The organism is Enterobacter asburiae (assembly GCF_008080435.1).
Lineage (GTDB): Bacteria > Pseudomonadota > Gammaproteobacteria > Enterobacterales > Enterobacteriaceae > Enterobacter > Enterobacter asburiae_C.
In genome coordinates, this window is the sequence record NZ_VRKN01000007.1 from 243,760 (window position 1) to 264,303 (window position 20,544).

The 20,544-nt window shown below is 54.4% G+C and carries 19 protein-coding genes; 8 read left to right on the plus strand and 11 right to left on the minus strand.

Annotated features, from left to right (window positions below):
* Positions 1-17: 17 nt before the first annotated feature.
* The 6 genes from atpB to asnC form a co-directional block, all read right to left on the minus strand.
* Positions 18-833, minus strand: a complete 816-nt coding sequence (gene atpB, locus FU672_RS15610; protein WP_023309789.1) for a F0F1 ATP synthase subunit A — start codon at positions 831-833, stop codon at positions 18-20.
* A gap of 8 nt (positions 834-841) precedes the next feature.
* Complete coding sequence (atpI, locus tag FU672_RS15615) at positions 842-1,222, minus strand: F0F1 ATP synthase subunit I (protein ID WP_023333920.1); 381 nt, start codon at positions 1,220-1,222, stop codon at positions 842-844.
* A 616-nt stretch (positions 1,223-1,838) separates the two neighbouring features.
* Positions 1,839-2,462: a 16S rRNA (guanine(527)-N(7))-methyltransferase RsmG gene (gene rsmG, locus FU672_RS15620; RefSeq protein WP_121423348.1), complete on the minus strand. Its 624-nt coding sequence runs from the start codon at positions 2,460-2,462 to the stop codon at positions 1,839-1,841.
* A 107-nt stretch (positions 2,463-2,569) separates the two neighbouring features.
* Entirely contained in the window at positions 2,570-4,459 is a 1,890-nt protein-coding gene (mnmG, locus tag FU672_RS15625; RefSeq protein ID WP_023333918.1) for a tRNA uridine-5-carboxymethylaminomethyl(34) synthesis enzyme MnmG, read from the minus strand.
* 373 nt (positions 4,460-4,832) lie between these two features.
* Complete coding sequence (gene mioC / locus FU672_RS15630) at positions 4,833-5,282, minus strand: FMN-binding protein MioC (protein ID WP_148243906.1); 450 nt, start codon at positions 5,280-5,282, stop codon at positions 4,833-4,835.
* A 90-nt stretch (positions 5,283-5,372) separates the two neighbouring features.
* Positions 5,373-5,831 (minus strand): transcriptional regulator AsnC, encoded by a 459-nt coding sequence (gene asnC / locus FU672_RS15635; RefSeq protein ID WP_023333916.1) that lies wholly within the window; start codon positions 5,829-5,831, stop codon positions 5,373-5,375.
* 151 nt (positions 5,832-5,982) lie between these two features.
* Between asnC and asnA the strand changes: the two genes are divergently transcribed.
* Positions 5,983-6,975 (plus strand): aspartate--ammonia ligase, encoded by a 993-nt coding sequence (gene asnA / locus FU672_RS15640; RefSeq protein WP_045888253.1) that lies wholly within the window; start codon positions 5,983-5,985, stop codon positions 6,973-6,975.
* On the opposite strand, the gene viaA is transcribed toward asnA, so the two are convergent.
* Both viaA and ravA read right to left on the minus strand, forming a co-directional pair.
* The gene (gene viaA / locus FU672_RS15645) at positions 6,976-8,427 is read right to left on the minus strand and encodes an ATPase RavA stimulator ViaA (RefSeq protein WP_148243907.1); all 1,452 of its coding nucleotides are present in this window, start codon (positions 8,425-8,427) and stop codon (positions 6,976-6,978) included. It lies immediately after the preceding gene.
* A complete protein-coding gene (gene ravA, locus FU672_RS15650) occupies positions 8,421-9,917 on the minus strand; it encodes an ATPase RavA (RefSeq protein ID WP_148243908.1) in 1,497 nt (498 codons plus the stop codon). The genes viaA and ravA overlap by 7 nt, the downstream gene beginning before the upstream one ends.
* A gap of 222 nt (positions 9,918-10,139) precedes the next feature.
* Between ravA and kup the strand changes: the two genes are divergently transcribed.
* From kup to rbsR, 7 genes are all read left to right on the plus strand, one after another.
* Positions 10,140-12,008 carry a low affinity potassium transporter Kup gene (kup, locus tag FU672_RS15655; RefSeq protein WP_024907895.1) on the plus strand — a complete coding sequence of 623 codons (1,869 nt, stop codon included), beginning with the start codon at positions 10,140-10,142 and terminating at the stop codon, positions 12,006-12,008.
* 197 nt (positions 12,009-12,205) lie between these two features.
* Positions 12,206-12,625 (plus strand): D-ribose pyranase, encoded by a 420-nt coding sequence (gene rbsD / locus FU672_RS15660; RefSeq protein WP_032662094.1) that lies wholly within the window; start codon positions 12,206-12,208, stop codon positions 12,623-12,625.
* Positions 12,626-12,632: 7 nt separating this feature from the next.
* Entirely contained in the window at positions 12,633-14,138 is a 1,506-nt protein-coding gene (rbsA, locus tag FU672_RS15665; RefSeq protein WP_148243919.1) for a ribose ABC transporter ATP-binding protein RbsA, read from the plus strand.
* A 4-nt stretch (positions 14,139-14,142) separates the two neighbouring features.
* Complete coding sequence (gene rbsC / locus FU672_RS15670; RefSeq protein ID WP_148243909.1) at positions 14,143-15,108, plus strand: ribose ABC transporter permease; 966 nt, start codon at positions 14,143-14,145, stop codon at positions 15,106-15,108.
* Positions 15,109-15,135: 27 nt separating this feature from the next.
* Positions 15,136-16,026 (plus strand): ribose ABC transporter substrate-binding protein RbsB, encoded by an 891-nt coding sequence (gene rbsB, locus FU672_RS15675; protein WP_010426610.1) that lies wholly within the window; start codon positions 15,136-15,138, stop codon positions 16,024-16,026.
* Positions 16,027-16,132: 106 nt separating this feature from the next.
* The gene (rbsK, locus tag FU672_RS15680; protein ID WP_148243920.1) at positions 16,133-17,062 is read left to right on the plus strand and encodes a ribokinase; all 930 of its coding nucleotides are present in this window, start codon (positions 16,133-16,135) and stop codon (positions 17,060-17,062) included.
* Between the two features lie 3 nt (positions 17,063-17,065).
* Positions 17,066-18,058 carry a ribose operon transcriptional repressor RbsR gene (gene rbsR, locus FU672_RS15685; protein ID WP_072163920.1) on the plus strand — a complete coding sequence of 331 codons (993 nt, stop codon included), beginning with the start codon at positions 17,066-17,068 and terminating at the stop codon, positions 18,056-18,058.
* Here the strand turns inward: rbsR and mdtD are convergent.
* The 3 genes from mdtD to FU672_RS24990 form a co-directional block, all read right to left on the minus strand.
* Positions 18,024-19,457 carry a multidrug transporter subunit MdtD gene (mdtD, locus tag FU672_RS15690; protein ID WP_148243910.1) on the minus strand — a complete coding sequence of 478 codons (1,434 nt, stop codon included), beginning with the start codon at positions 19,455-19,457 and terminating at the stop codon, positions 18,024-18,026. The two genes, rbsR and mdtD, sit on opposite strands and share 35 nt — an antisense overlap.
* Complete coding sequence (locus tag FU672_RS15695) at positions 19,454-20,161, minus strand: FadR/GntR family transcriptional regulator (RefSeq protein WP_148243911.1); 708 nt, start codon at positions 20,159-20,161, stop codon at positions 19,454-19,456. Before FU672_RS15695 ends, mdtD begins: the two co-directional genes overlap by 4 nt.
* A 170-nt stretch (positions 20,162-20,331) precedes the next feature.
* On the minus strand, positions 20,332-20,544 hold a 213-nt coding region (locus FU672_RS24990), incomplete at its 5' end, for a hypothetical protein (RefSeq protein ID WP_222848623.1).

The following is a 20,544-nucleotide window of genomic DNA, read 5'->3' on the forward strand; positions in this document are numbered from 1 at the left end:
GTAGTGTTGGTAAAAAATCAGTGCTCTTCAGACGCCATCGACAGATAGACGATCGTCAGAACCATGAAGATAAAGGCTTGCAGCGTAATGATCAGGATGTGGAAAATGGCCCATGGCACATTCAGAATCCACTGTGACCACCACGGCAGAAGACCCGCGATCAGAATGAAAATCAGCTCACCCGCATACATGTTGCCGAACAGTCGCAGACCCAGTGAAACAGGTTTGGACAGCAGGCTAACGCCTTCCAGGATCAGGTTGACCGGAATAAACGCCCAGTGGTTGAACGGCTGCAAGGTAAGCTCTTTCACAAAGCCGCTTACGCCTTTCATTTTGATGCTGTAGAAAAGAATCAGGATAAATACGCCCAGCGCCATCGACAGGGTGATGTTCACGTCCGCAGACGGTACAACACGCAGTGCAGGCAGGCCGAAGATGTGCTCACCGATAAACGGCAGCAGATCGATTGGCAGCAGGTCCATCAGGTTCATCAGGAAGACCCAAACGAACACGGTCAGAGCCAGAGGAGCAATCAGCTTGCTCTTACCATGGTACATGTCTTTGACGCTGCCATGGACGAAGCCGATGATCATTTCGATGAATGTCTGGAATTTCCCTGGTACACCGCTGGTCGCTCGTTTAGCAACACCGCGGAACATGGCCAGGAACAGAAGACCCAAAACCACCGAGAAGAACATGGAGTCGATGTTGATCGTCCAGAAGGTGGCCGGGGGGTTATGTGGATCCACCAGCGAGAATGTACGCAGGTCCAGCTGAAGGTTATTCAGATGGTGACCTATGTAATCCTGCGGCGTCATATTTTCTGAAGCCATGATGCCTTTTACCCTTTGTTATTGATTACAGCTGGAGCCAGAACTTGTACCACCAGCACCAAAACCCACGTTGCTATCAGCGGCATGAAGACCACTTTCAAAACCGCCAGCGCCATCACCAGTAGAGCAAAGGTCAGCAACACCTTACACACTTCGCCGAGGGCGAAGGACCAGGCCACGCGGCCTTTGGCGGGTGTATGCGCCTGATGACGCCAGGCAAAAATCATAAACAGCACGTTTGGCAGCACAACCGCCAAACCCCCGCACACGGCGGAGATGCCCCAGAAGGGGTCTTTGAGGCTAAACAGCAGTCCACTTGCTATCACAGCCAGAAACTGAACGAACAGAAGCTTACGAGCAACGTTTCTACTCAAGAGCGACACAGACATCACGTTTTTACTCCTGCTCCCTTCGAGGTATGCCGCGTGTCGTATAAAACGTCCTTTAAGGCTCAGAGTCAAGCATCAAAAAGCGGTCAAATTATACGGTGCGCACCCGTGATTTCAAACATTAAGTAGCGAAAAGGTGAATAAATGTTTAAATATTTTTCCCCACCGCTATTTTTTAACTTTCGCTGAAAGCGTCAACCTTCGACCAAAACTGCAAACAGCGCGAAAACGTTGACGATAAAGCGTGCACGAGATCACAAAACACACATTTGCGATAAGGTTGTATTTATCAAAGGCGCAAATCGCGTAAATTTATCTTTATGAAATTAAACGCAAAACGTCGTAACTATTTTCAAAACAGCCCAGTACACAATAAAAACCTTTTATTGACATTCTTAATAAATAATTAACATTGCATTCTGGTTACCGCCTTCCACTTTTAGCAGACTTATATTTTCACAGATGACTATCTTATCGGTGAATAAAAGATGCTACGTTAACTGGAAGAAAAACCTTAGTAAAAAAGAGGTTAAAAGCTCACCGGTAAATCCCCGGTAGTTGTGCTGTTTTTTAACATGCTAAGAACAGCACAAATTCCACATTTTTTATTAATTTTTTAAAAATTGTTTGGCTTAATTATCACCAGATGACGTTCCCCATCGAGCTGAGGAATGTTTAATTTCTCGATGGATTCAACAGCAAATCCGTCCGGAAGCTGTTCAATCTCATCGCCTGGCAACTGCCCTTTCAGCGCATAAAAGCGTCCGTTCTCTGCCGGTAAGTGCTTGCACCAGCTCACCATATCGTTGAGCGACGCAAAAGCACGGCTGATAACCCCATCAAACGGCGGCTCTGCCGGGAATTCCTCTACCCTGCTCTGTACGGGCGTAATGTTCTCAAGCTTCAGCTCATGCTGAACCTGACGTAAAAAGCGCACGCGCTTGCCCAGGCTGTCCAGCAGCGTGAAGTGGCTTTCAGGGCGAACAATCGACAGCGGAACGCCCGGTAAACCAGGTCCCGTCCCCACGTCAATAAAACGCTCACCTTTCAGCCAGGGGGCAACCACAATGCTATCGAGAATATGGCGTACCAGCATCTCGTTGGGGTCACGTACTGAGGTCAGGTTGTACGCTTTGTTCCATTTGTTCAGCATATCGACATAGGCCACCAGCTGATTTTTCTGGTGATCGGTGAGCGAAATACCTGCCTGATCCAGCAGACGAGAGAGTTTGTTGAGCACGGTGAATACCTGTTGGAAAACTTAGGTGGCGGGTGGAGCTTCGCTTACCCGCCCTACGGGTTCAGTAGGCCCGGTAAGCGCAGCGCCACCGGGCAATGTTCTGGGCATTACGCGCTGCGGCGCAACATACCCTGCTTTTTCAGCCACACCAGCAGAATGGAAATCGCTGCAGGCGTGACGCCGGAGATACGTGAGGCCTGGCCGATCGACACCGGTTTGTGATCGTTCAGCTTGGCGATCACTTCGTTGGAAAGACCCGTCACCTGGCGGTAGTCCAGCATTTCCGGCAGTAGCGTGTTTTCGTTACGCTGCTGTTTTTCGATCTCATCCTGCTGACGCGCGATGTAACCTTCGTACTTCACCTGGATCTCGACCTGCTCTGCCGCTTCAGCGTCTTCCAGTCCCGGTGCGAACGCGGTCAATTTGACCAGGTTCTCGTAGGTGACTTCAGGACGGCGCAGCAGATCTTCCCCGCTGGCTTCACGCGACAGCGGCGCTGTTAAGTGAGCGTTTACTTCGGCAGCGGTTTCCGCCTGCGGATTCACCCAGGTGGTTTTCAGGCGCTGACGTTCCTGTTCGATGCGTTCCAGCTTTTCGTTAAAGCGCGCCCAGCGCTCGTCGTCGACCAGACCCAGCTCGCGACCCATTTCGGTCAGACGCAGATCGGCGTTATCTTCACGCAGCATCAGGCGATATTCCGCGCGCGAGGTAAACATACGGTACGGTTCTTTGGTACCCAGCGTGCAGAGATCGTCAACCAGCACGCCCAGATACGCCTGAGAACGGCCTGGCGCCCAGCCCTCTTTCTCAGCAGAGAAGCGTGCGGCGTTCAGACCGGCAAGCAGACCCTGTGCAGCCGCTTCTTCGTAGCCGGTTGTGCCGTTAATCTGACCCGCGAAGAACAGACCGTGGATGAATTTGCTTTCCAGGGTTGGCTTCAGGTCACGCGGATCGAAGAAATCGTACTCAATAGCGTAGCCAGGACGAACGATTTTCGCATTCTCCATCCCCTGCATTGAGCGAACAATTTGCATCTGCACATCGAACGGCAGGCTGGTGGAGATGCCGTTCGGGTAAATTTCGTTCGAGGTCAGCCCTTCCGGCTCCAGGAAGATCTGGTGCTGGTTACGATCGGCAAAGCGCATCACTTTGTCTTCGATCGACGGACAGTAGCGTGGGCCGATCCCTTCGATCACGCCAGCATACATGGGGCTGCGATCGAGGTTGTTACGGATCACGTCATGGGTTTTCTCGTTGGTATGCGTGATATAGCACGGTACCTGCTGCGGATGTTGCGCCGCATTGCCCATGAACGAGAAGACCGGCATTGGGTTATCACCGTGCTGTTGCGCCAGCACGCTGAAATCAATGGTCCGCGCATCAATACGCGGTGGCGTACCGGTTTTCAGGCGGCTGACGCGCAGCGGCAGTTCACGCAGACGACGAGACAGTGGAATAGACGGCGGATCGCCAGCACGGCCACCGCTGTAGTTATCCAGACCGATATGAATTTTCCCGTCCAGGAATGTGCCCACGGTCAGCACCACGGCTTTTGCACGGAATTTGAGGCCCATCTGGGTCACGGCACCCACGACGCGATCGTTCTCAACGATAAGATCTTCAACTGCTTGCTGGAAGATCATCAGGTTCGGCTGGTTCTCCAGCGCGGTGCGCACAGCCTGACGGTAAAGCACGCGGTCTGCCTGGGCACGGGTCGCTCGCACAGCGGGACCTTTACTCGCGTTTAGTATCCTAAACTGGATACCAGCCTGATCGATCGCTTTCGCCATCAGGCCGCCAAGTGCATCCACTTCTTTTACCAGGTGTCCTTTCCCAATGCCGCCAATCGCCGGATTACAGGACATTTGTCCCAGCGTGTCGATATTGTGTGTCAAAAGCAGGGTCTGTTGACCCATACGCGCTGCGGCCATTGCGGCCTCAGTGCCTGCATGACCCCCGCCAATGATGATGACGTCAAAAGGATCCTGATAAAACATGGTGGTCTGCCTCGCGTAAAGCGGTATGAAAATGGATTGAAGCCCGGGCCGTGGATTCTACTCAACTTTAGTCTTTCGAGAAAGCATTGGGATCCTGGCTATTAAAAAGAAGATCTTTTTATTTAGAGATCTTTTCTATTGTGATCTCTTATTAGGATCGCGAACATGTGTGGATAAGTCCGATCTCATAAAGAAGATCATGCAGTTAGAAAGGATCGTTTGCTGTGAATGACCGGTGATCCTGGACAGTATAAGCTGGGATCAGATCGCGACTTTATACACAGGTCAAAAACAATACTACAGTTGTTCTTTGGATAACTACCGGTTAATACGAGCTTTTAACCAGAGTTATCCACATCTGTTCGCGCGATCTTTAATCGTTTTTGAGTAAAATTTTCCATTCCGCGAGCCAGATCTCGGCTGGATCCTCCGGAATGTCATGATCGAGGATGTTGATCTTGAGCGTTTCACCCAGCTGTTTCGCTCCACAAGAGGTAACAACGGCTTCGACTTTCTCTATTGCCCCGCAAAAGGTGTCATATTCACGACTGCCGATCCCCACCGCGCCAAAACGGACGTTTGACAGGTCGGGCTGTTGTTCCAGCAGTTCGTCATATAAAGGTTGCAGGTTATCCGGCAGATCGCCCGCGCCATGCGTGGAGGTGATCAGCAGCCAGACCCCGTCAGTCGGGAGATCTTCAAGCAACGGGCCGTGCAGGGTTTGTGTGGAAAAGCCCGCATCTTCCAGCTTTTCAGCCAGGTGTTCCGCTACATATTCCGCACCACCAAGGGTGCTGCCGCTGATAAGGGTAATGTCCGCCATTGATCGCTCGCCCAGATAAAGAGACGGCCATTGTACGCTGTGAACGAGCTGGGATCTACCTGTGGAAAATGTGGGAATGAATTTGCCCGATCACGGGCGGATGGTACGCATAATCGGGTTTTGCAGGGAGATCAGTGTCTCGGTGGACTGAATTTCATCGATTGTTTGGATCTTGTTGATAAGTACCTGCTGGAGGGCGTCGATGGATCGGCACATGACCTTTATAAAGATGCTGTAGTGACCGGTGGTGTAATACGCCTCAGTGACTTCATCCAGCGCGTTCAGCTTCGCCAGGGCGGAAGGGTAGTCTTTGGCGCTTTTAAGAATGATGCCGATGAAGCAGCAGACGTCGTAACCCAGATGTTTAGGACTGACGTCTATGCGTGCGCCGGTAATGATCCCCGCCTGTTTCATCTTCTCTACGCGAACGTGAATGGTTCCCGGGCTGACGCCAAACTGTTTCGCCAGTTCGGCGTAGGCGGTACGGGCATTGGCCATTAACGCCTCCAGGATGCCGCGGTCGAGATTGTCGATCTGATAATTTTCCATAGCTTTTTCTTATGAAGATTAATGAATCACTCTATTCTAGCGTCTTATTTTAGCGAATCAAAAGTGAAGATGGCTTTTTGTTGATGGGTTATTGAATAAGGTGCCATTTCTGTTGCTTAATCAATATCAACAGGACGCAGGAGTATAAATAATGAAAACCGCTTACATCGCAAAACAACGCCAGATCAGTTTCGTTAAATCCCATTTTTCCCGCCAGCTGGAAGAGAAGCTTGGACTAATTGAAGTCCAGGCGCCAATTCTGAGCCGCGTGGGTGACGGGACCCAGGATAACCTCTCTGGATGCGAAAAAGCGGTACAGGTGAAAGTGAAAACACTGCCAGATGCCCAGTTCGAAGTGGTTCATTCACTGGCGAAGTGGAAGCGTCAAACTCTGGGACAACACGACTTCAGCGCGGGCGAAGGGCTCTACACGCACATGAAAGCCCTTCGTCCCGATGAAGATCGCCTTTCTCCAATTCATTCCGTTTACGTTGATCAGTGGGACTGGGAACGCGTAATGGGTGATGGCGAGCGCCACGTCGGTACGCTGAAATCTACCGTTGAGGCGATCTACGCCGGGATCAAAGCGACCGAAGCGGCCGTAAGCAAAGAGTTTGGTCTGGCACCGTTCCTGCCGGATACGATCCACTTTGTTCACAGCCAGGCGCTGCTGAGCCGTTTCCCGGATCTGGATGCCAAAGGACGTGAGCGTGCGATCGCCAAAGAGTTAGGTGCTGTGTTTCTGATCGGTATTGGCGGCAAACTGTCCGATGGCAAACGCCACGACGTTCGCGCGCCGGACTATGATGACTGGAGTACTGCGGGTGAGGGTGAATTTGCCGGGCTGAACGGCGATATTCTGGTCTGGAACCCGGTACTGGAAGACGCCTTCGAGCTTTCTTCTATGGGGATCCGCGTGGATGCTGACGCGCTGAAGCGCCAGCTGGCGGTTACCGGTGATGAAGATCGTCTCAAACTCGAGTGGCACCAGGCGTTGCTGCGCGGTGAAATGCCGCAGACGATCGGCGGCGGTATCGGCCAGTCCCGTCTGACCATGCTGCTGCTGCAACTGCCCCATATCGGTCAGGTTCAGTGTGGGGTCTGGCCACAGCAGGTACGTGAAAGCGTCGGTTCTCTTCTGTAATTAACGCCGCCAGCGTCTGAGCAGGCGGCTACGCAACCCGGTATCAAAGCGCCAGATATGATCGAAGATGCGCATGATGCCGGGTTTTCCATGTGCGGACATCGCCACCGCATGAAAACGGTGCTGATGCACCCGCTGTAATTCCTTCACCTTATTCACTACGTCATCCGGCAGCCGCTGGGCAATAAAATCGGAAATCACCACCGCGTCAGCGTCGTACCAGTCGCCGCCCTGCATACGCTCCACAATGCTGCGAAAGCAGCTGGCCAGATCCGTGCCGCCGCGAAAACGCTGGCTCAGGAAGCGGATTGCCTGCTCGATCCCCTGCTGATTCGTCAACTCATAGCCCACAACCTCGCTGGAGAAGAGCATGATGAAGCAGCGACGGCGATCGGCGAGCGCCACGCGCATCAGTGCCAGACAGAACGCCTTCGCGCACTGCTCGTTAAATCCGCCCATCGATCCGGACGTATCCACGCAAACAATGAATGGCCCGCGCGGCTGTTCATCAAAATCCTGATGGACGACAGGCCGTTGGCTGACTTTCTCGCGCCAGGCTTCGCCGTGCAGTCGGTAGGTGAGAAGCTGTTTTTCCACCAGCCGACGATAGAACTCATACTCCAGCTCGGTCATCCCGAGCGTGCTCAGCTCCGTGGGCAGCAGGCGTAAAATGTCATCGCTCTGCTGGAGTCCATCGACCTGCTCCGGTACGGTGGCCGGTTCGCGCACCAGGGTGCGGAAGGTTTCCATTGGGGCATCTTTCTTTGGGACCGACTTTGCCTCCCTTGAGCGCCCCAGCTGTTCTGCAAGCTTCATCAGCTCGGGCTGCTGCGTTAGAAAGTCGCCGTACTTGACGATCAGCTGATAGTCACCGCGCTTCAACTGCCCGGCGCTCATGTCCCACAGACGTCCGGCGGCGTTTTCATTTTCTACCAGCACCTCTTCAAGCTGGCCGCTCAGCGTCATACGCTCCTGAACTTCGCTGAGCAGCTGTTCACGCTCTTCATCCAGCAGCTGCTGGTTCAGCGTTGTGGCCTGAACCACCAGGCTGAGGCGCCAGCGCTGTAGGAAGAGGGTATGCAGCGCCGGGGTAAAGGTGGCGTTATCCGTGACCAGCGCCCGGGCCTGGCTGGCAAACGGAGAGTGGACGTTATCGAGCAACGTCAGGGTTTGCGGGAGCTGGACGATAAACTGCGACGTGGAGAGCCGCTGGCACTGCTGATAGCAGGCCACCTCTTCCGTTAACTCAGGCGGAACTTCGGTCTCCCTGAACCGCTGACGCAAATTTTCTCGCCAGCGCGGAAGATCGTCCGTCATCGCTTTTTTAAGCTTCGGAAATTTTTCAAAAAACGCCGCCAGCTGCGGCGACGCCAGAAGGGTAATAACCACTTCTTCGATCAACCCCTCCTCGCTGACGGCCAGCATGACGTTAAGCGTATCCAGCGTTAGCATTGACGCGCCTGTTTGATCTGCGCGCTGACATCCTGCAGGCTGGCTTCGATGCGACCTAACCAGTCGCTATGAATAAAGAGGCATTTTTGCTGCTCGCTAAAGCGGGTGTGCTGCTGATGCCATTCGGTATCCAGCGCTTCCAGTTGCTGCTTAATCTCTTCTGGGACGCTGTCAGAGGCGGCGCCCGGAAGCGCAAGACGCGATCCCTGGAGGCTCACGTCGCGGAGCACCAGGTGCTGGCTACTGTCCACTTCCATATTCAGCGGCTGCGCGAAACCAATGCCGTTGAGTTTTCCACGGATCTCACCGCCCTTATCCAGCCACTGCGCCAGCGCCTCGCGTTCAATCGTAATGTGTACCACCTGCATATCATGAAGTTTGAGCGGCTGCTGGAGCAGCAACGTTAGCGTTGCGCCGGTCAGATCCGCGGGAAGTTCGTAGTGCGGTTTGCGGGCGAACATGCCCCCCAGGCGACTTACTTTCAGCGCGGTTTTATCACTTTGCTGCTGCTGGAGCTGGATGCGCCGCTGGGCAATCGCCCCCAGTTGGTTGAGCATCGCCTGTTGCCCCCAGGCGTGTCCGGTCATCAAAACGTCAAGCTGTTGCTGCATCAGGTTCATCCCTTCTGCATCGTGCCACAGGCAGTCTTTCAGCAGGATCAGGTCGATTGGCGCAACGGAATCACGCCCGCTGAACAGAGCGCTGGCCTGCAGCAGGCGGATCGCTTTTTTCCAGCGACGGTCCGAGACGTACGGCGCTGAAGGCAACAAATCTAGCTGCTGGCGCAGCATGAAGATCAGCTCAAACACAGCATCGGGCAATTTGATTTTGCCAATATCCTGCTGCCACTGGTGATACTCCTCATCCGTCACCTGCAGCGAAGCGGATACCGGGTTTTCACTTTCATCCTGCTGGCTGACCAGCATGGAGCGGAAGTTGGACTTATCCTGCACTTTGTCCAGCCACAGGCGGATCAGCATGCGGTCATACAGCGCTTCCAGACTGCTGTCGGCTTCAGGCAGTTCGTTAGAGGCGGCCACCAGCAGGCGCATCGGGATTTTCTCTTCACTGGCACCGTTACGGAAGCGACGTTCGTTTATCGCCGTGAGCAGGGTGTTCAGAATAGCCGGTCCCGCTTTCCAGATCTCATCAAGAAAAACAATCTCAGCTTCCGGAAGGTACCCTTCTGTCAGACGCTGATAGCGACCCTCATCTTTCAATGCCTGAATGGAAAGCGGGCCAAAAACTTCTTCTGGGGTAGAAAACCGGGTCATGAGATATTCGAAGGCGCGGGCGTTCTGAAAAGCAAATTTTAGCCTGCGGGCGATCAGGCTTTTGGCAATGCCAGGTGGTCCCAGCAAAAACACGCTTTCACCGCTCAGCGCCGCCAGTAAACAGAGGCGAATGGCGTGGCTACGCTCGAAGAGGCCTTTCTCCAGCGCGCTGCTGAGGCGGGAAATTCTTTCTGCTAATAAATGTGAGTGAGCCATAATAGTTTTGCATCCTTTCGCCGTCGTGGCGGCCAATTGAAGCGAGTATAGACGTTTCAGTCAGGGCTGGTAATAGACTGAAGTGCGGCGCAATTTTCTTTGCGCTACATTAATGCGGTTGCATTTAGGGGTACGATTTTGCAATGAATCGTGCATACTGTGCGCTTTTTGTGGGCCAAGGGACCAGGAACACATTTGTTATTTAAACGAAAAGACTAGTCTATGAGCACTGATAATAAGCAATCATTACCCGCAATAACGCTTGCGGCGATCGGGGTTGTCTACGGTGATATCGGCACCAGCCCGCTTTATACGCTTCGTGAATGTCTGTCCGGCCAGTTTGGTTTTGGTGTTGAACGCGATGCCGTGTTTGGCTTCCTGTCCCTCATTTTCTGGCTGCTGATCCTGGTGGTTTCCGTTAAATATCTCTCCTTCGTTATGCGTGCTGATAACGCAGGTGAAGGTGGGATCCTGACCCTGATGTCCCTTGCCGGACGCAACACCTCGGCCAGAATGACCTCAGTGCTGGTCATTATCGGCCTGATTGGCGGCAGTTTCTTCTACGGAGAAGTGGTGATAACGCCGGCTATCTCGGTGTTGTCGGCGATAGAGGGGCTGGAGATTATTGCTCCGCAGCTCGATTCATGGGTGGTTCCGCTGGCCATTATTGTCCTGACGCTGCTGTTCATGATCCAGAAGCACGGTACAGGGCTGGTGGGCAAACTGTTTGCACCGATTATGCTGGCCTGGTTCCTGATCCTGGCGGCGCTTGGCTTGCGCAGCATTATCGCGAACCCGGAAGTGCTGCAGGCGCTGAACCCTTACTGGGCCGTGCATTTCTTCCTGGAATACAAAGTGGTGTCCTTCGTGGCGCTGGGGGCCGTCGTGCTCTCCATCACCGGTGTGGAAGCGCTGTATGCTGACATGGGCCACTTCGGGAAACTGCCTATCCGCGTGGCATGGTTTATTGTGGTGCTTCCGTCGCTGGTGCTGAACTACTTCGGTCAGGGTGCGCTGTTGCTTAAAAACCCGGAAGCGATCAAGAACCCGTTCTTCCTGCTGGCGCCTGACTGGGCGCTGGTGCCGATGCTGATCCTGGCGACGCTGGCGACCGTCATTGCCTCTCAGGCGGTGATTTCCGGCGTGTTTTCTCTGACGCGCCAGGCCGTGCGTCTGGGTTACCTTTCACCGATGCGCATCATCCATACCTCAGAGATGGAGTCGGGTCAGATCTACATCCCGTTCATTAACTGGCTGCTCTATTTTGCTGTTGTCATTGTTATCGTCAGCTTCGAGCACTCCAGTAACCTGGCGGCGGCGTACGGTATTGCGGTAACCGGTACGATGGTGCTGACATCGCTTCTCTCCACCACGGTGGCGTACCGAAACTGGCACTGGAATAAATTCCTCGTGGCGATGATTCTGGTGGGCTTCCTGTGCATCGACGTGCCGCTGTTCTCTGCAAACCTCGACAAAATTGTCTCCGGTGGCTGGCTGCCGCTGACGCTGGGTCTGGTGATGTTCATTGTCATGACCACCTGGAAAAGCGAGCGTTTCCGCCTGCTGCGCCGTATGCATGAGCACGGGAATTCTCTGGAGGCAATGATTGCTTCGCTGGAGAAATCCCCGCCGGTCCGCGTGCCAGGTACCGCGGTATATATGTCTCGCGCGCTGAATGTCATTCCGTTCGCGCTGATGCATAACCTCAAGCACAACAAAGTACTGCACGAGCGCGTGATCCTGCTGACGCTGCGCACCGAAGATGCGCCGTATGTTCACAACGTGCGCCGTGTACAAATTGAGCAGCTGTCGCCGACCTTCTGGCGCGTGGTGGCGAGCTACGGCTGGCGTGAAACGCCGAACGTGGAAGAGGTGTTCCACCGCTGCGGCCTGGAAGGGCTGAGCTGCCGGATGATGGAGACGTCATTCTTCATGTCTCACGAGTCACTGATCATCGGCAAGCGCCCGTGGTATCTGCGCCTGCGCGGCAAGCTGTACCTTATCCTGCAGCGTAACGCCCTGCGCGCGCCTGACCAGTTTGAGATCCCGCCTAACCGCGTGATTGAACTGGGTACGCAGGTCGAGATCTAATCCCTCCTGAAAATGCCGGGTGGCGCTTCGCTTACCCGGCCTACCAAACCCCTCGCCAACCCACAATAATTGTCTCTACATTTCACTTAGCGAAACGTTTCGACGTCGATCACAAATCTGTTACGTCATGATGGTTTTCTGAACATTTCTGGCGCTACACTACTTTCAGCGAAACGTTTCGCTAGTGGAGCAAGAAAATGAAGAAAGGCACTGTACTCAACTCAGAAATCTCATCGGTTATTTCCCGTCTTGGGCATACCGATACGCTGGTGGTTTGCGATGCAGGCTTACCGGTTCCGCGCAGCACAACCCGTATCGATATGGCGTTAACGCAGGGCGTACCCTCGTTTATGCAGGTACTGGACGTGGTGACTGCGGAGATGCAGGTTGAGGCAGCCATTCTCGCGGCGGAAATCAAACAACATAATCCGCAACTCCACGAAACGTTGCTCAGCCACATTGAGCAACTGCAACAACACCAGGGAAACACCATAGAAATTCGTTACACGACGCACGAACAATTCAAACAACAAACCGCAGACAGTCAGGCGGTGATTCGCAGCGGGGAGTGTTCCCCGTATGCGAATATCATTCTCTGTGCTGGCGTCACCTTCTGAGGCCATCATGGACGCATTACTGCAACTCAAAGGGATCGATAAGTCGTTCCCGGGCGTAAAAGCCCTCTCCGGTGCGGCGCTGAACGTCTACCCCGGGCGCGTGATGGCGCTGGTGGGCGAAAACGGTGCCGGCAAATCCACCATGATGAAAGTGCTGACCGGTATCTACCAACGCGATGCCGGTTCACTGGTCTGGCTGGGAAAAGAGACCACCTTCAATGGCCCGAAATCCTCTCAGGAAGCCGGCATCGGTATTATTCATCAGGAGCTGAACCTGATTCCGCAGCTCACCATTGCGGAAAACATCTTCCTCGGCCGCGAGTTTGTAAACCGGTTCGGCAAAATCGACTGGAAAACCATGTATGCCGAAGCGGACAAGCTGCTGGCGAAGCTTAACCTGCGCTTTAAGAGCGACCGCCTGGTGGGCGATCTCTCCATTGGCGATCAGCAGATGGTGGAAATCGCCAAGGTGCTGAGCTTTGAGTCGAAGGTCATCATTATGGATGAACCGACCGACGCCCTGACCGATACCGAAACCGAATCCCTGTTCCGCGTCATCCGCGAGCTGAAGTCGCAGGGGCGCGGTATTGTCTATATCTCTCACCGCATGAAAGAGATCTTCGAAATCTGCGATGACGTCACCGTCTTTCGCGACGGGCAGTTTATTGCCGAGCGCGAAGTCGCCACGCTGACCGAAGATACGCTGATCGAAATGATGGTGGGACGTAAGCTCGAAGATCAGTATCCGCATCTGGAGAAAGCGCCGGGTGAGATCCGCCTGAAGGTGGACAACCTCTGCGGCCCGGGTGTGGACGACGTGACCTTTACCCTGCGCCAGGGCGAGATCCTGGGCGTAGCAGGTTTGATGGGCGCGGGCCGTACCGAGCTGATGAAAGTGCTCTATGGCGCACTGCCGCGCACCAGCGGTTATGTCACGCTCGACGGTCATGAAGTGGTGACCCGCTCTCCGCAGGATGGTCTGGCGAACGGTATCGTTTATATCTCTGAAGACCGCAAGCGCGACGGCCTGGTGCTGGGCATGTCGGTGAAAGAGAACATGTCGCTTACCGCGCTGCGCTATTTCAGCTATAGCGGCGGTAGCCTGAAGCATAAAGACGAACAGCAGGCAGTCAGCGATTTTATCCGTCTCTTTAACGTCAAAACCCCGTCGATGGAGCAGGCGATTGGCCTGTTGTCCGGCGGGAATCAGCAGAAAGTGGCGATTGCGCGCGGGCTGATGACGCGCCCGAAAGTGCTGATCCTCGATGAGCCAACCCGCGGCGTAGACGTCGGCGCGAAGAAAGAGATCTATCAGCTGATTAACCAGTTCAAGGCCGACGGTCTGAGCATCATTCTGGTCTCTTCCGAGATGCCAGAAGTATTAGGCATGAGCGATCGCATTATCGTCATGCATGAAGGGCATCTCGGCGGTGAATTCACTCGCGAGCAGGCCACCCAGGAAGTTCTGATGGCTGCCGCTGTGGGCAAGCTTAATCGCGTGAATCAGGAGTAAGAAGATGACTACCCAGGCTGTTGCTGGTCGCCGTTATTTCACAAAGGCATGGCTGCTGGAACAAAAATCGCTGATTGCCCTGCTGGTGCTGATCGCGATTGTGTCGACCATGAGTCCGAACTTTTTCACCGTTAATAACCTGTTCAACATTCTGCAGCAGACGTCGGTGAACGCCATTATGGCGGTCGGCATGACGCTGGTGATTTTGACTTCGGGTATCGATCTGTCCGTCGGTTCCCTGCTGGCGCTCACCGGTGCGATCGCCGCTTCGATTGTTGGCATTGAAGTCAACGCCCTGGTAGCCGTGGCCGCTGCTCTGGCGGCAGGTGCAGCGATTGGCGCCGTAACCGGCGTGATTGTCGCGAAAGGCCGCGTTCAGGCCTTTATTGCCACGCTGGTGATGATGCTGCTGCTGCGCGGTGTGACCATGGTGTATACCAACGGCAGCCCGGTTAATACCGGCTTTACCGATAACGCGGATCTGTTTGGCTGGTTCGGTATTGGTCGCCCGCTGGGTGTCCCGACCCCGGTCTGGATCATGGCTATCGTCTTCCTGGCGGCGTGGTACATGCTGCACCACACCCGTCTGGGCCGTTATATCTATGCGCTGGGCGGAAACGAAGCGGCAACGCGCCTGTCCGGTATTAGCGTTAATAAAGTCAAAATTATCGTTTACTCCCTGTGCGGTCTGCTGGCGTCACTGGCAGGTATCATCGAAGTGGCGCGCCTCTCTTCTGCGCAGCCGACGGCGGGTACGGGGTATGAGCTGGATGCCATTGCAGCAGTGGTTCTGGGCGGTACGAGCCTTGCGGGCGGTAAAGGTCGTATTGTTGGGACATTGATCGGCGCACTGATCCTCGGTTTCCTGAATAATGGTTTGAATTTGTTAGGTGTTTCCTCCTATTACCAGATGATCGTTAAGGCAGTGGTGATTTTGCTGGCGGTACTGGTAGACAACAAAAAACAGTAACTGACGACACTACAGGACATCTTAGATATGAACATGAAAAAACTGGCTACCCTGGTTTCTGCTGTCGCGCTGAGCGCAACCGTAAGTGCTAACGCTATGGCGAAAGATACCATCGCGCTGGTTGTCTCTACCCTGAACAACCCGTTCTTCGTCTCCCTGAAGGATGGCGCGCAGAAAGAAGCGGACAAACTGGGCTACAACCTGGTGGTTCTGGATTCACAGAATAACCCGGCGAAAGAGCTGGCTAACGTTCAGGACTTAACCGTTCGTGGCACCAAAATTCTGCTGATCAACCCAACCGATTCCGATGCCGTAGGCAACGCCGTGAAGATGGCAAACCAGGCGAAGATCCCGGTGATCACCCTGGACCGTCAGGCAACGAAAGGCGAAGTTGTGAGCCACATTGCGTCTGATAACGTGCTGGGCGGCAAAATCGCTGGTGATTACATCGCGAAGAAAGCCGGCGAAGGCGCGAAAGTTATCGAACTGCAGGGGATTGCCGGTACGTCCGCAGCCCGCGAGCGTGGTGAAGGCTTCCAGCAGGCTGTGGCTGCGCACAAATTCAACGTGCTGGCCAGCCAGCCAGCGGACTTCGACCGTACTAAAGGTCTGAACGTTATGCAGAACCTGCTGACTGCACATCCTGACGTGCAGGCGGTATTCGCGCAGAACGACGAAATGGCGCTCGGCGCGCTGCGTGCCCTGCAGACTGCAGGTAAATCTGATGTGATGGTTGTCGGATTTGACGGCACGCCGGATGGTGAAAAAGCAGTAAACGATGGCAAACTGGCTGCGACCATCGCTCAGCTGCCTGAGCAGATTGGCGCGACTGGCGTTGAAACTGCCGACAAAGTGCTGAAGGGCGAAAAGGTTCAGGCCAAATACCCGGTTGACCTGAAGCTGGTCATCAAGCAGTAAAAGGCGAATCAGGCAGTCGCTGGCTGCCTGAGGGACACCAATAAAGAAAAGTGTGGCATACGCCACCGGGTAACACCGGTGGCGCTCTCAGATGGACAACCCAACCATGAAAACCGCAGGCAAACTCGTCGTCCTTGGCAGTATCAATGCCGATCACATTCTTAACCTTGAATCGTTCCCTGCACCGGGCGAAACCGTCACGGGTAACCAGTATCAGGTGGCATTTGGCGGTAAAGGTGCAAACCAGGCCGTCGCCGCCGGTCGCAGCGGGGCGAATATTGCGTTTATCGCCTGCACGGGTGATGACGATACCGGTGAGCGTGTACGCAAACAGCTGGCGAGCGACAACATTGATATCGCACCGGTCAGCGTTGTTGCAGGGGAATCTACCGGCGTGGCGCTGATTTTCGTCAACGCGGAAGGTGAGAATGTCATCGGTATTCATGCTGGCGCTAACGCTGCACTGACGACGGCGCGCGTAGAAGCGCAACGTACAATCATCGGCGGAGCCGAAGCCCTGCTGATGCAGCTGGAGTCACCGGTTGAAAGCGTGCTGGCCGCCGCCAAAATTGCGCATGAAAATCATACTAGTGTCGTACTTAACCCGGCTCCAGCCCGTGTATTATCAGACGAGCTGCTGGCGCTGGTGGACATCATTACGCCGAACGAAACTGAAGCCGAAAAGCTGACGGGCATTCGCGTTGAAAATGATGACGATGCCGCGCGAGCCGCGCGTGCACTGCATGATAAAGGCATTGGCACCGTGATTATCACCCTTGGTAGCCGTGGGGTGTGGGCAAGCGTCAATGGCGAAGGCCGTCGCGTGCCGGGCTTTAAGGTCAAAGCGATTGATACCATCGCAGCGGGAGATACCTTCAATGGTGCACTGGTGACCGCGCTGCTGGAAGGCAAGAGAATGGATGAAGCTATCCGCTTCGCTCACGCTGCCGCCGCGATAGCGGTGACGCGCAAGGGCGCTCAGCCTTCCGTTCCGTGGCGTAAAGAGATCGATGAATTCTTAAGTCAGCAGGGGTAACGCTTGGCCACAATGAAAGATGTCGCCCGCATGGCGGGCGTTTCTACCTCGACGGTCTCTCACGTTATAAACAACGATCGCTTCGTCAGCGAGGCGATTCGGGAGAAAGTTGAAGCTGCGGTAAAAGATCTCAACTATGCGCCGTCTGCGCTGGCGCGCAGCCTTAAGCTCAACCAGACGCGCACCATCGGTATGCTGATCACCGCCAGTACCAACCCCTTTTATTCAGAACTGGTTCGTGGCGTGGAGCGCAGCTGCTTCGAGCGTGGCTACAGCCTGGTGCTGTGTAATACCGAAGGTGACGAGCAGCGCATGAATCGTAACCTGGAAACGCTGATGCAAAAACGCGTCGACGGGCTACTACTGCTCTGCACCGAAACGCACCAGCCCTCGAAAGAGATCATCCAGCGCTATCCCTCGATTCCCACAGTGATGATGGACTGGGCGCCGTTCGACGGTACCAGCGATCTCATTCAGGATAACTCCCTGCTGGGCGGTGATATGGCGACTCAGCATCTGATTGATAAAGGCTATACCCGCATCGCCTGTATTACCGGTCCGCTGGATAAAACCCCGGCGCGTTTGCGTCTGGAAGGATATCTCTCCGCCATGGAACGAGCAGGGCTCGCCATTCCAGATGGCTACCGGATCACCGGCGACTTTGAATTTAACGGTGGCTTTGAGGCAATGCAGAAACTGCTGACACAAGCGCAGCGCCCGCAGGCGGTGTTTATCGGTAACGACGCGATGGCGTTTGGTGCCTATCAGGCGTTGTATCAGGCGGGGCTACGCGTGCCGGACGATATGGCGGTGATTGGCTACGATGATATCGAACTTGCCCGTTACATGACGCCGCCGCTGACCACTATTCATCAGCCGAAGGATGAACTGGGCGAGCTGGCCATCGATGTATTGATCCACCGTATGGCGCAGCCCACGCTGCAACAGCAACGCCTGCAGCTTACTCCTGTTCTGATGGAACGCGGTTCGGTTTAGCTTTCTCTTTGTGACGCTCTTTAATCAGGTTTCGGCCGTCTTTCGGTTTTAACAGCATAAAGACCAGCGCCGATACCACGGTAAGTGCGCCCATGGTGATAAAGGTATAGTGGAACTGCTCAACGGTATTCGTGCTGTCAAAACCCTCATAAAACCTCAGCACCGCTGCACTCACGGCAACCCCTAAGCTGATCGACAGCTGTTGCGTTACCGCCAGCACGCTGTTGCCGCTACTGGCGTTCTCGTCAGTCAGATCGGCGAGGGTGATGGTGTTCATCGATGTGAACTGCGTCGACATTGCCATACCCAACACAAACAGCGGCAGGATTAGCATCCAGACGGGTAACGCGGCGGATTGCAGTGAGAACTGCGCAATCATCAGACCGATAAAGACCGTCACGCCAACCAGTGTCTTACGATAGCCAAACCAGCGCAGCACCTGTGTAACGGTTGATTTTGCCAGAATCGAGCCCATTGCCGTGGGCGCCATCATGCAGCCAGCAATCAGGGCCGGGTAGCCGAAACCCACCTGCAGCATCAATGGCATCAGGAACGGTACGCAACCCGTCCCCAGACGAGACGCAATGTTCCCTGCAATCCCTACGGAAAACGTTCGGGTGTTAAAGAGCCCCAGGGAGATTAACGGCGTCGGGTGACGGCGCGCGTGACGTATATAAAGAAGGAATAACAGAATACCGCTGAGGATAACGGAGAGCGCCATCCACGTCGCAACGATCTTCTCGCCAAATAGCTCCATCCCGCTGGAGAATAACACCAGGCTCAGGCCAAACAGGAAAAAGCCGCCCATATCGAAGCTGCGCCTTGGCGTGGTGAAGTTCGGCATATATTTGCGGGCATACAGCAGCCCCGCAACGCCAATTGGAATATTAATCAGGAAGATCCAGTGCCAGCTTGCCCAGGTGACAAACACGCCACCGAGTACCGGGCCAAGTATCGGGCCGACCAGGCCCGGCATGGTGACGAAGTTGAGCACGGGAAGCAGTTCGCTCCTGGGGTAGGCTCGCAGCAAGGCAAGGCGCGCCACCGGCATCATCATCGCGCCACCAATGCCCTGTAATACGCGGAAGATAACCAGCTCCGTTAAGGATGAGGAGAGCGCACAGGCCAGCGAACCGAGCGTAAAGAGCGTTACGGCCAGCATGAAAACTCTTCGGGTGCCAAAGCGGTCGGCCAGCCAGCCGCTGACCGGAATTAACATTGCGACCGTCAGGGTGTAGCTAATGATGGCGGACTGCATCGCCAGTGGGGAGCGGTTAAGGCTTTGCGCAATCGCGGGAAGCGCTGTGTTGAGGATGGTGGCATCCAGTGCCTGCATAAAAAACGCCATGGCTGCAATCCACGGCAATCCGGCCATGCTGCGCGCTTTTTTCTTTGTCATTTATTTACCTGCTGGTGGGTTGGCGCGGCCAGCAATGCCTGGCACGCACTCAGGGCTCGCTGCCCGTCGCTTTCCTGGATGGCATCCACTATCGCCTGATGCAAATCCAGTTTTACCACTTCGTTTTGTGTAATAGAGGTAAAGTAGGTGTGATACACCGAATGAAATAAAGAGGCAAAAGAGGTGAGGAACGGATTGGCGCTCATCATATAGATGTGTTCATGCCAGGCCATATCGACCTCAACCCAGCGTTCACGGTTGAAGTGTTTTTTCAGGAACACCATCTCTTCCATCAACGCGTTAAGCTGTGCTTTCTGCTCTGCCGTTCCTAGCATGGCGGCAAGCAGACATGCCTGAGGTTCAAGGCTGCTGCGCATCACCAGAAAGTGATCGACGACCTGATGAAAGTTATCTTCCGTCATCCACCAGGAGAGCAGCTCCTGATCGAGAAAATTCCAGTTACTTTGCGGCATCACGCGTGTGCCAATACGAGGGCGTGGAAGCACCATACCTTTTGCCGTCAGGGTTTTCACCGCTTCGCGCACGGCGGTACGGCTCACCCCAAACTGCTCACCCAGCTCCATTTCACCCGGCAGGATGCTACCCGGGGCATATTTACCCGCTAAAATCCGCTGAGCCAGCTTTTCTGCCAGCACGTACGACAGGTTTTTTTGGGCGGCCAGCTGTTGTGCGCTTAATGGCATCGCTTTTATTCCTTAAAGATTCATGCTGATAATTATGCCACCTCGAATGTGATTGTGGTTGCAGATACATCAAATAGAACAATTTGTAGCTTGATTTCACCTCTGTTGGTGAAAAAAAACGCGGATGGAAACTTTTTTTAAATTTCCTCTTGTCACGTCGGAATAACTCCCTATAATGCGCCTCCACTGACACGGAACAACGGCATACACGCCGCCGGGTCAGCAGAGAAAAGCGAAAATAAACGCTTGACTCTGAAGCGGGAAAGCGTAATATGCACACCCCGCGCCGCTGCGAAAAGCGAAGCGGCACTGCTCTTTAACAATTTATCAGACAATCTGTGTGGGCACTCAAAGTGACATGGATTCTTAATGTCTTCGGACAA

What these genes read in the sequence shown, in the direction of transcription:
- atpB (WP_023309789.1), bottom strand. Translation starts at nt 833, where the DNA reads ATGGCTTCAGAAAATATGACGCCGCAGGATTACATAGGTCACCATCTG.
- atpI (WP_023333920.1), bottom strand. Translation starts at nt 1,222, where the DNA reads ATGTCTGTGTCGCTCTTGAGTAGAAACGTTGCTCGTAAGCTTCTGTTC.
- mnmG (WP_023333918.1), bottom strand. Translation starts at nt 4,459, where the DNA reads ATGTTTTATCAGGATCCTTTTGACGTCATCATCATTGGCGGGGGTCAT.
- mioC (WP_148243906.1), bottom strand. Translation starts at nt 5,282, where the DNA reads ATGGCGGACATTACCCTTATCAGCGGCAGCACCCTTGGTGGTGCGGAA.
- asnC (WP_023333916.1), bottom strand. Translation starts at nt 5,831, where the DNA reads ATGGAAAATTATCAGATCGACAATCTCGACCGCGGCATCCTGGAGGCG.
- asnA (WP_045888253.1), top strand. Translation starts at nt 5,983, where the DNA reads ATGAAAACCGCTTACATCGCAAAACAACGCCAGATCAGTTTCGTTAAA.
- viaA (WP_148243907.1), bottom strand. Translation starts at nt 8,427, where the DNA reads ATGCTAACGCTGGATACGCTTAACGTCATGCTGGCCGTCAGCGAGGAG.
- ravA (WP_148243908.1), bottom strand. Translation starts at nt 9,917, where the DNA reads ATGGCTCACTCACATTTATTAGCAGAAAGAATTTCCCGCCTCAGCAGC.
- kup (WP_024907895.1), top strand. Translation starts at nt 10,140, where the DNA reads ATGAGCACTGATAATAAGCAATCATTACCCGCAATAACGCTTGCGGCG.
- rbsD (WP_032662094.1), top strand. Translation starts at nt 12,206, where the DNA reads ATGAAGAAAGGCACTGTACTCAACTCAGAAATCTCATCGGTTATTTCC.
- rbsA (WP_148243919.1), top strand. Translation starts at nt 12,633, where the DNA reads ATGGACGCATTACTGCAACTCAAAGGGATCGATAAGTCGTTCCCGGGC.
- rbsC (WP_148243909.1), top strand. Translation starts at nt 14,143, where the DNA reads ATGACTACCCAGGCTGTTGCTGGTCGCCGTTATTTCACAAAGGCATGG.
- rbsB (WP_010426610.1), top strand. Translation starts at nt 15,136, where the DNA reads ATGAACATGAAAAAACTGGCTACCCTGGTTTCTGCTGTCGCGCTGAGC.
- rbsK (WP_148243920.1), top strand. Translation starts at nt 16,133, where the DNA reads ATGAAAACCGCAGGCAAACTCGTCGTCCTTGGCAGTATCAATGCCGAT.
- mdtD (WP_148243910.1), bottom strand. Translation starts at nt 19,457, where the DNA reads ATGACAAAGAAAAAAGCGCGCAGCATGGCCGGATTGCCGTGGATTGCA.
- FU672_RS15695 (WP_148243911.1), bottom strand. Translation starts at nt 20,161, where the DNA reads ATGCCATTAAGCGCACAACAGCTGGCCGCCCAAAAAAACCTGTCGTAC.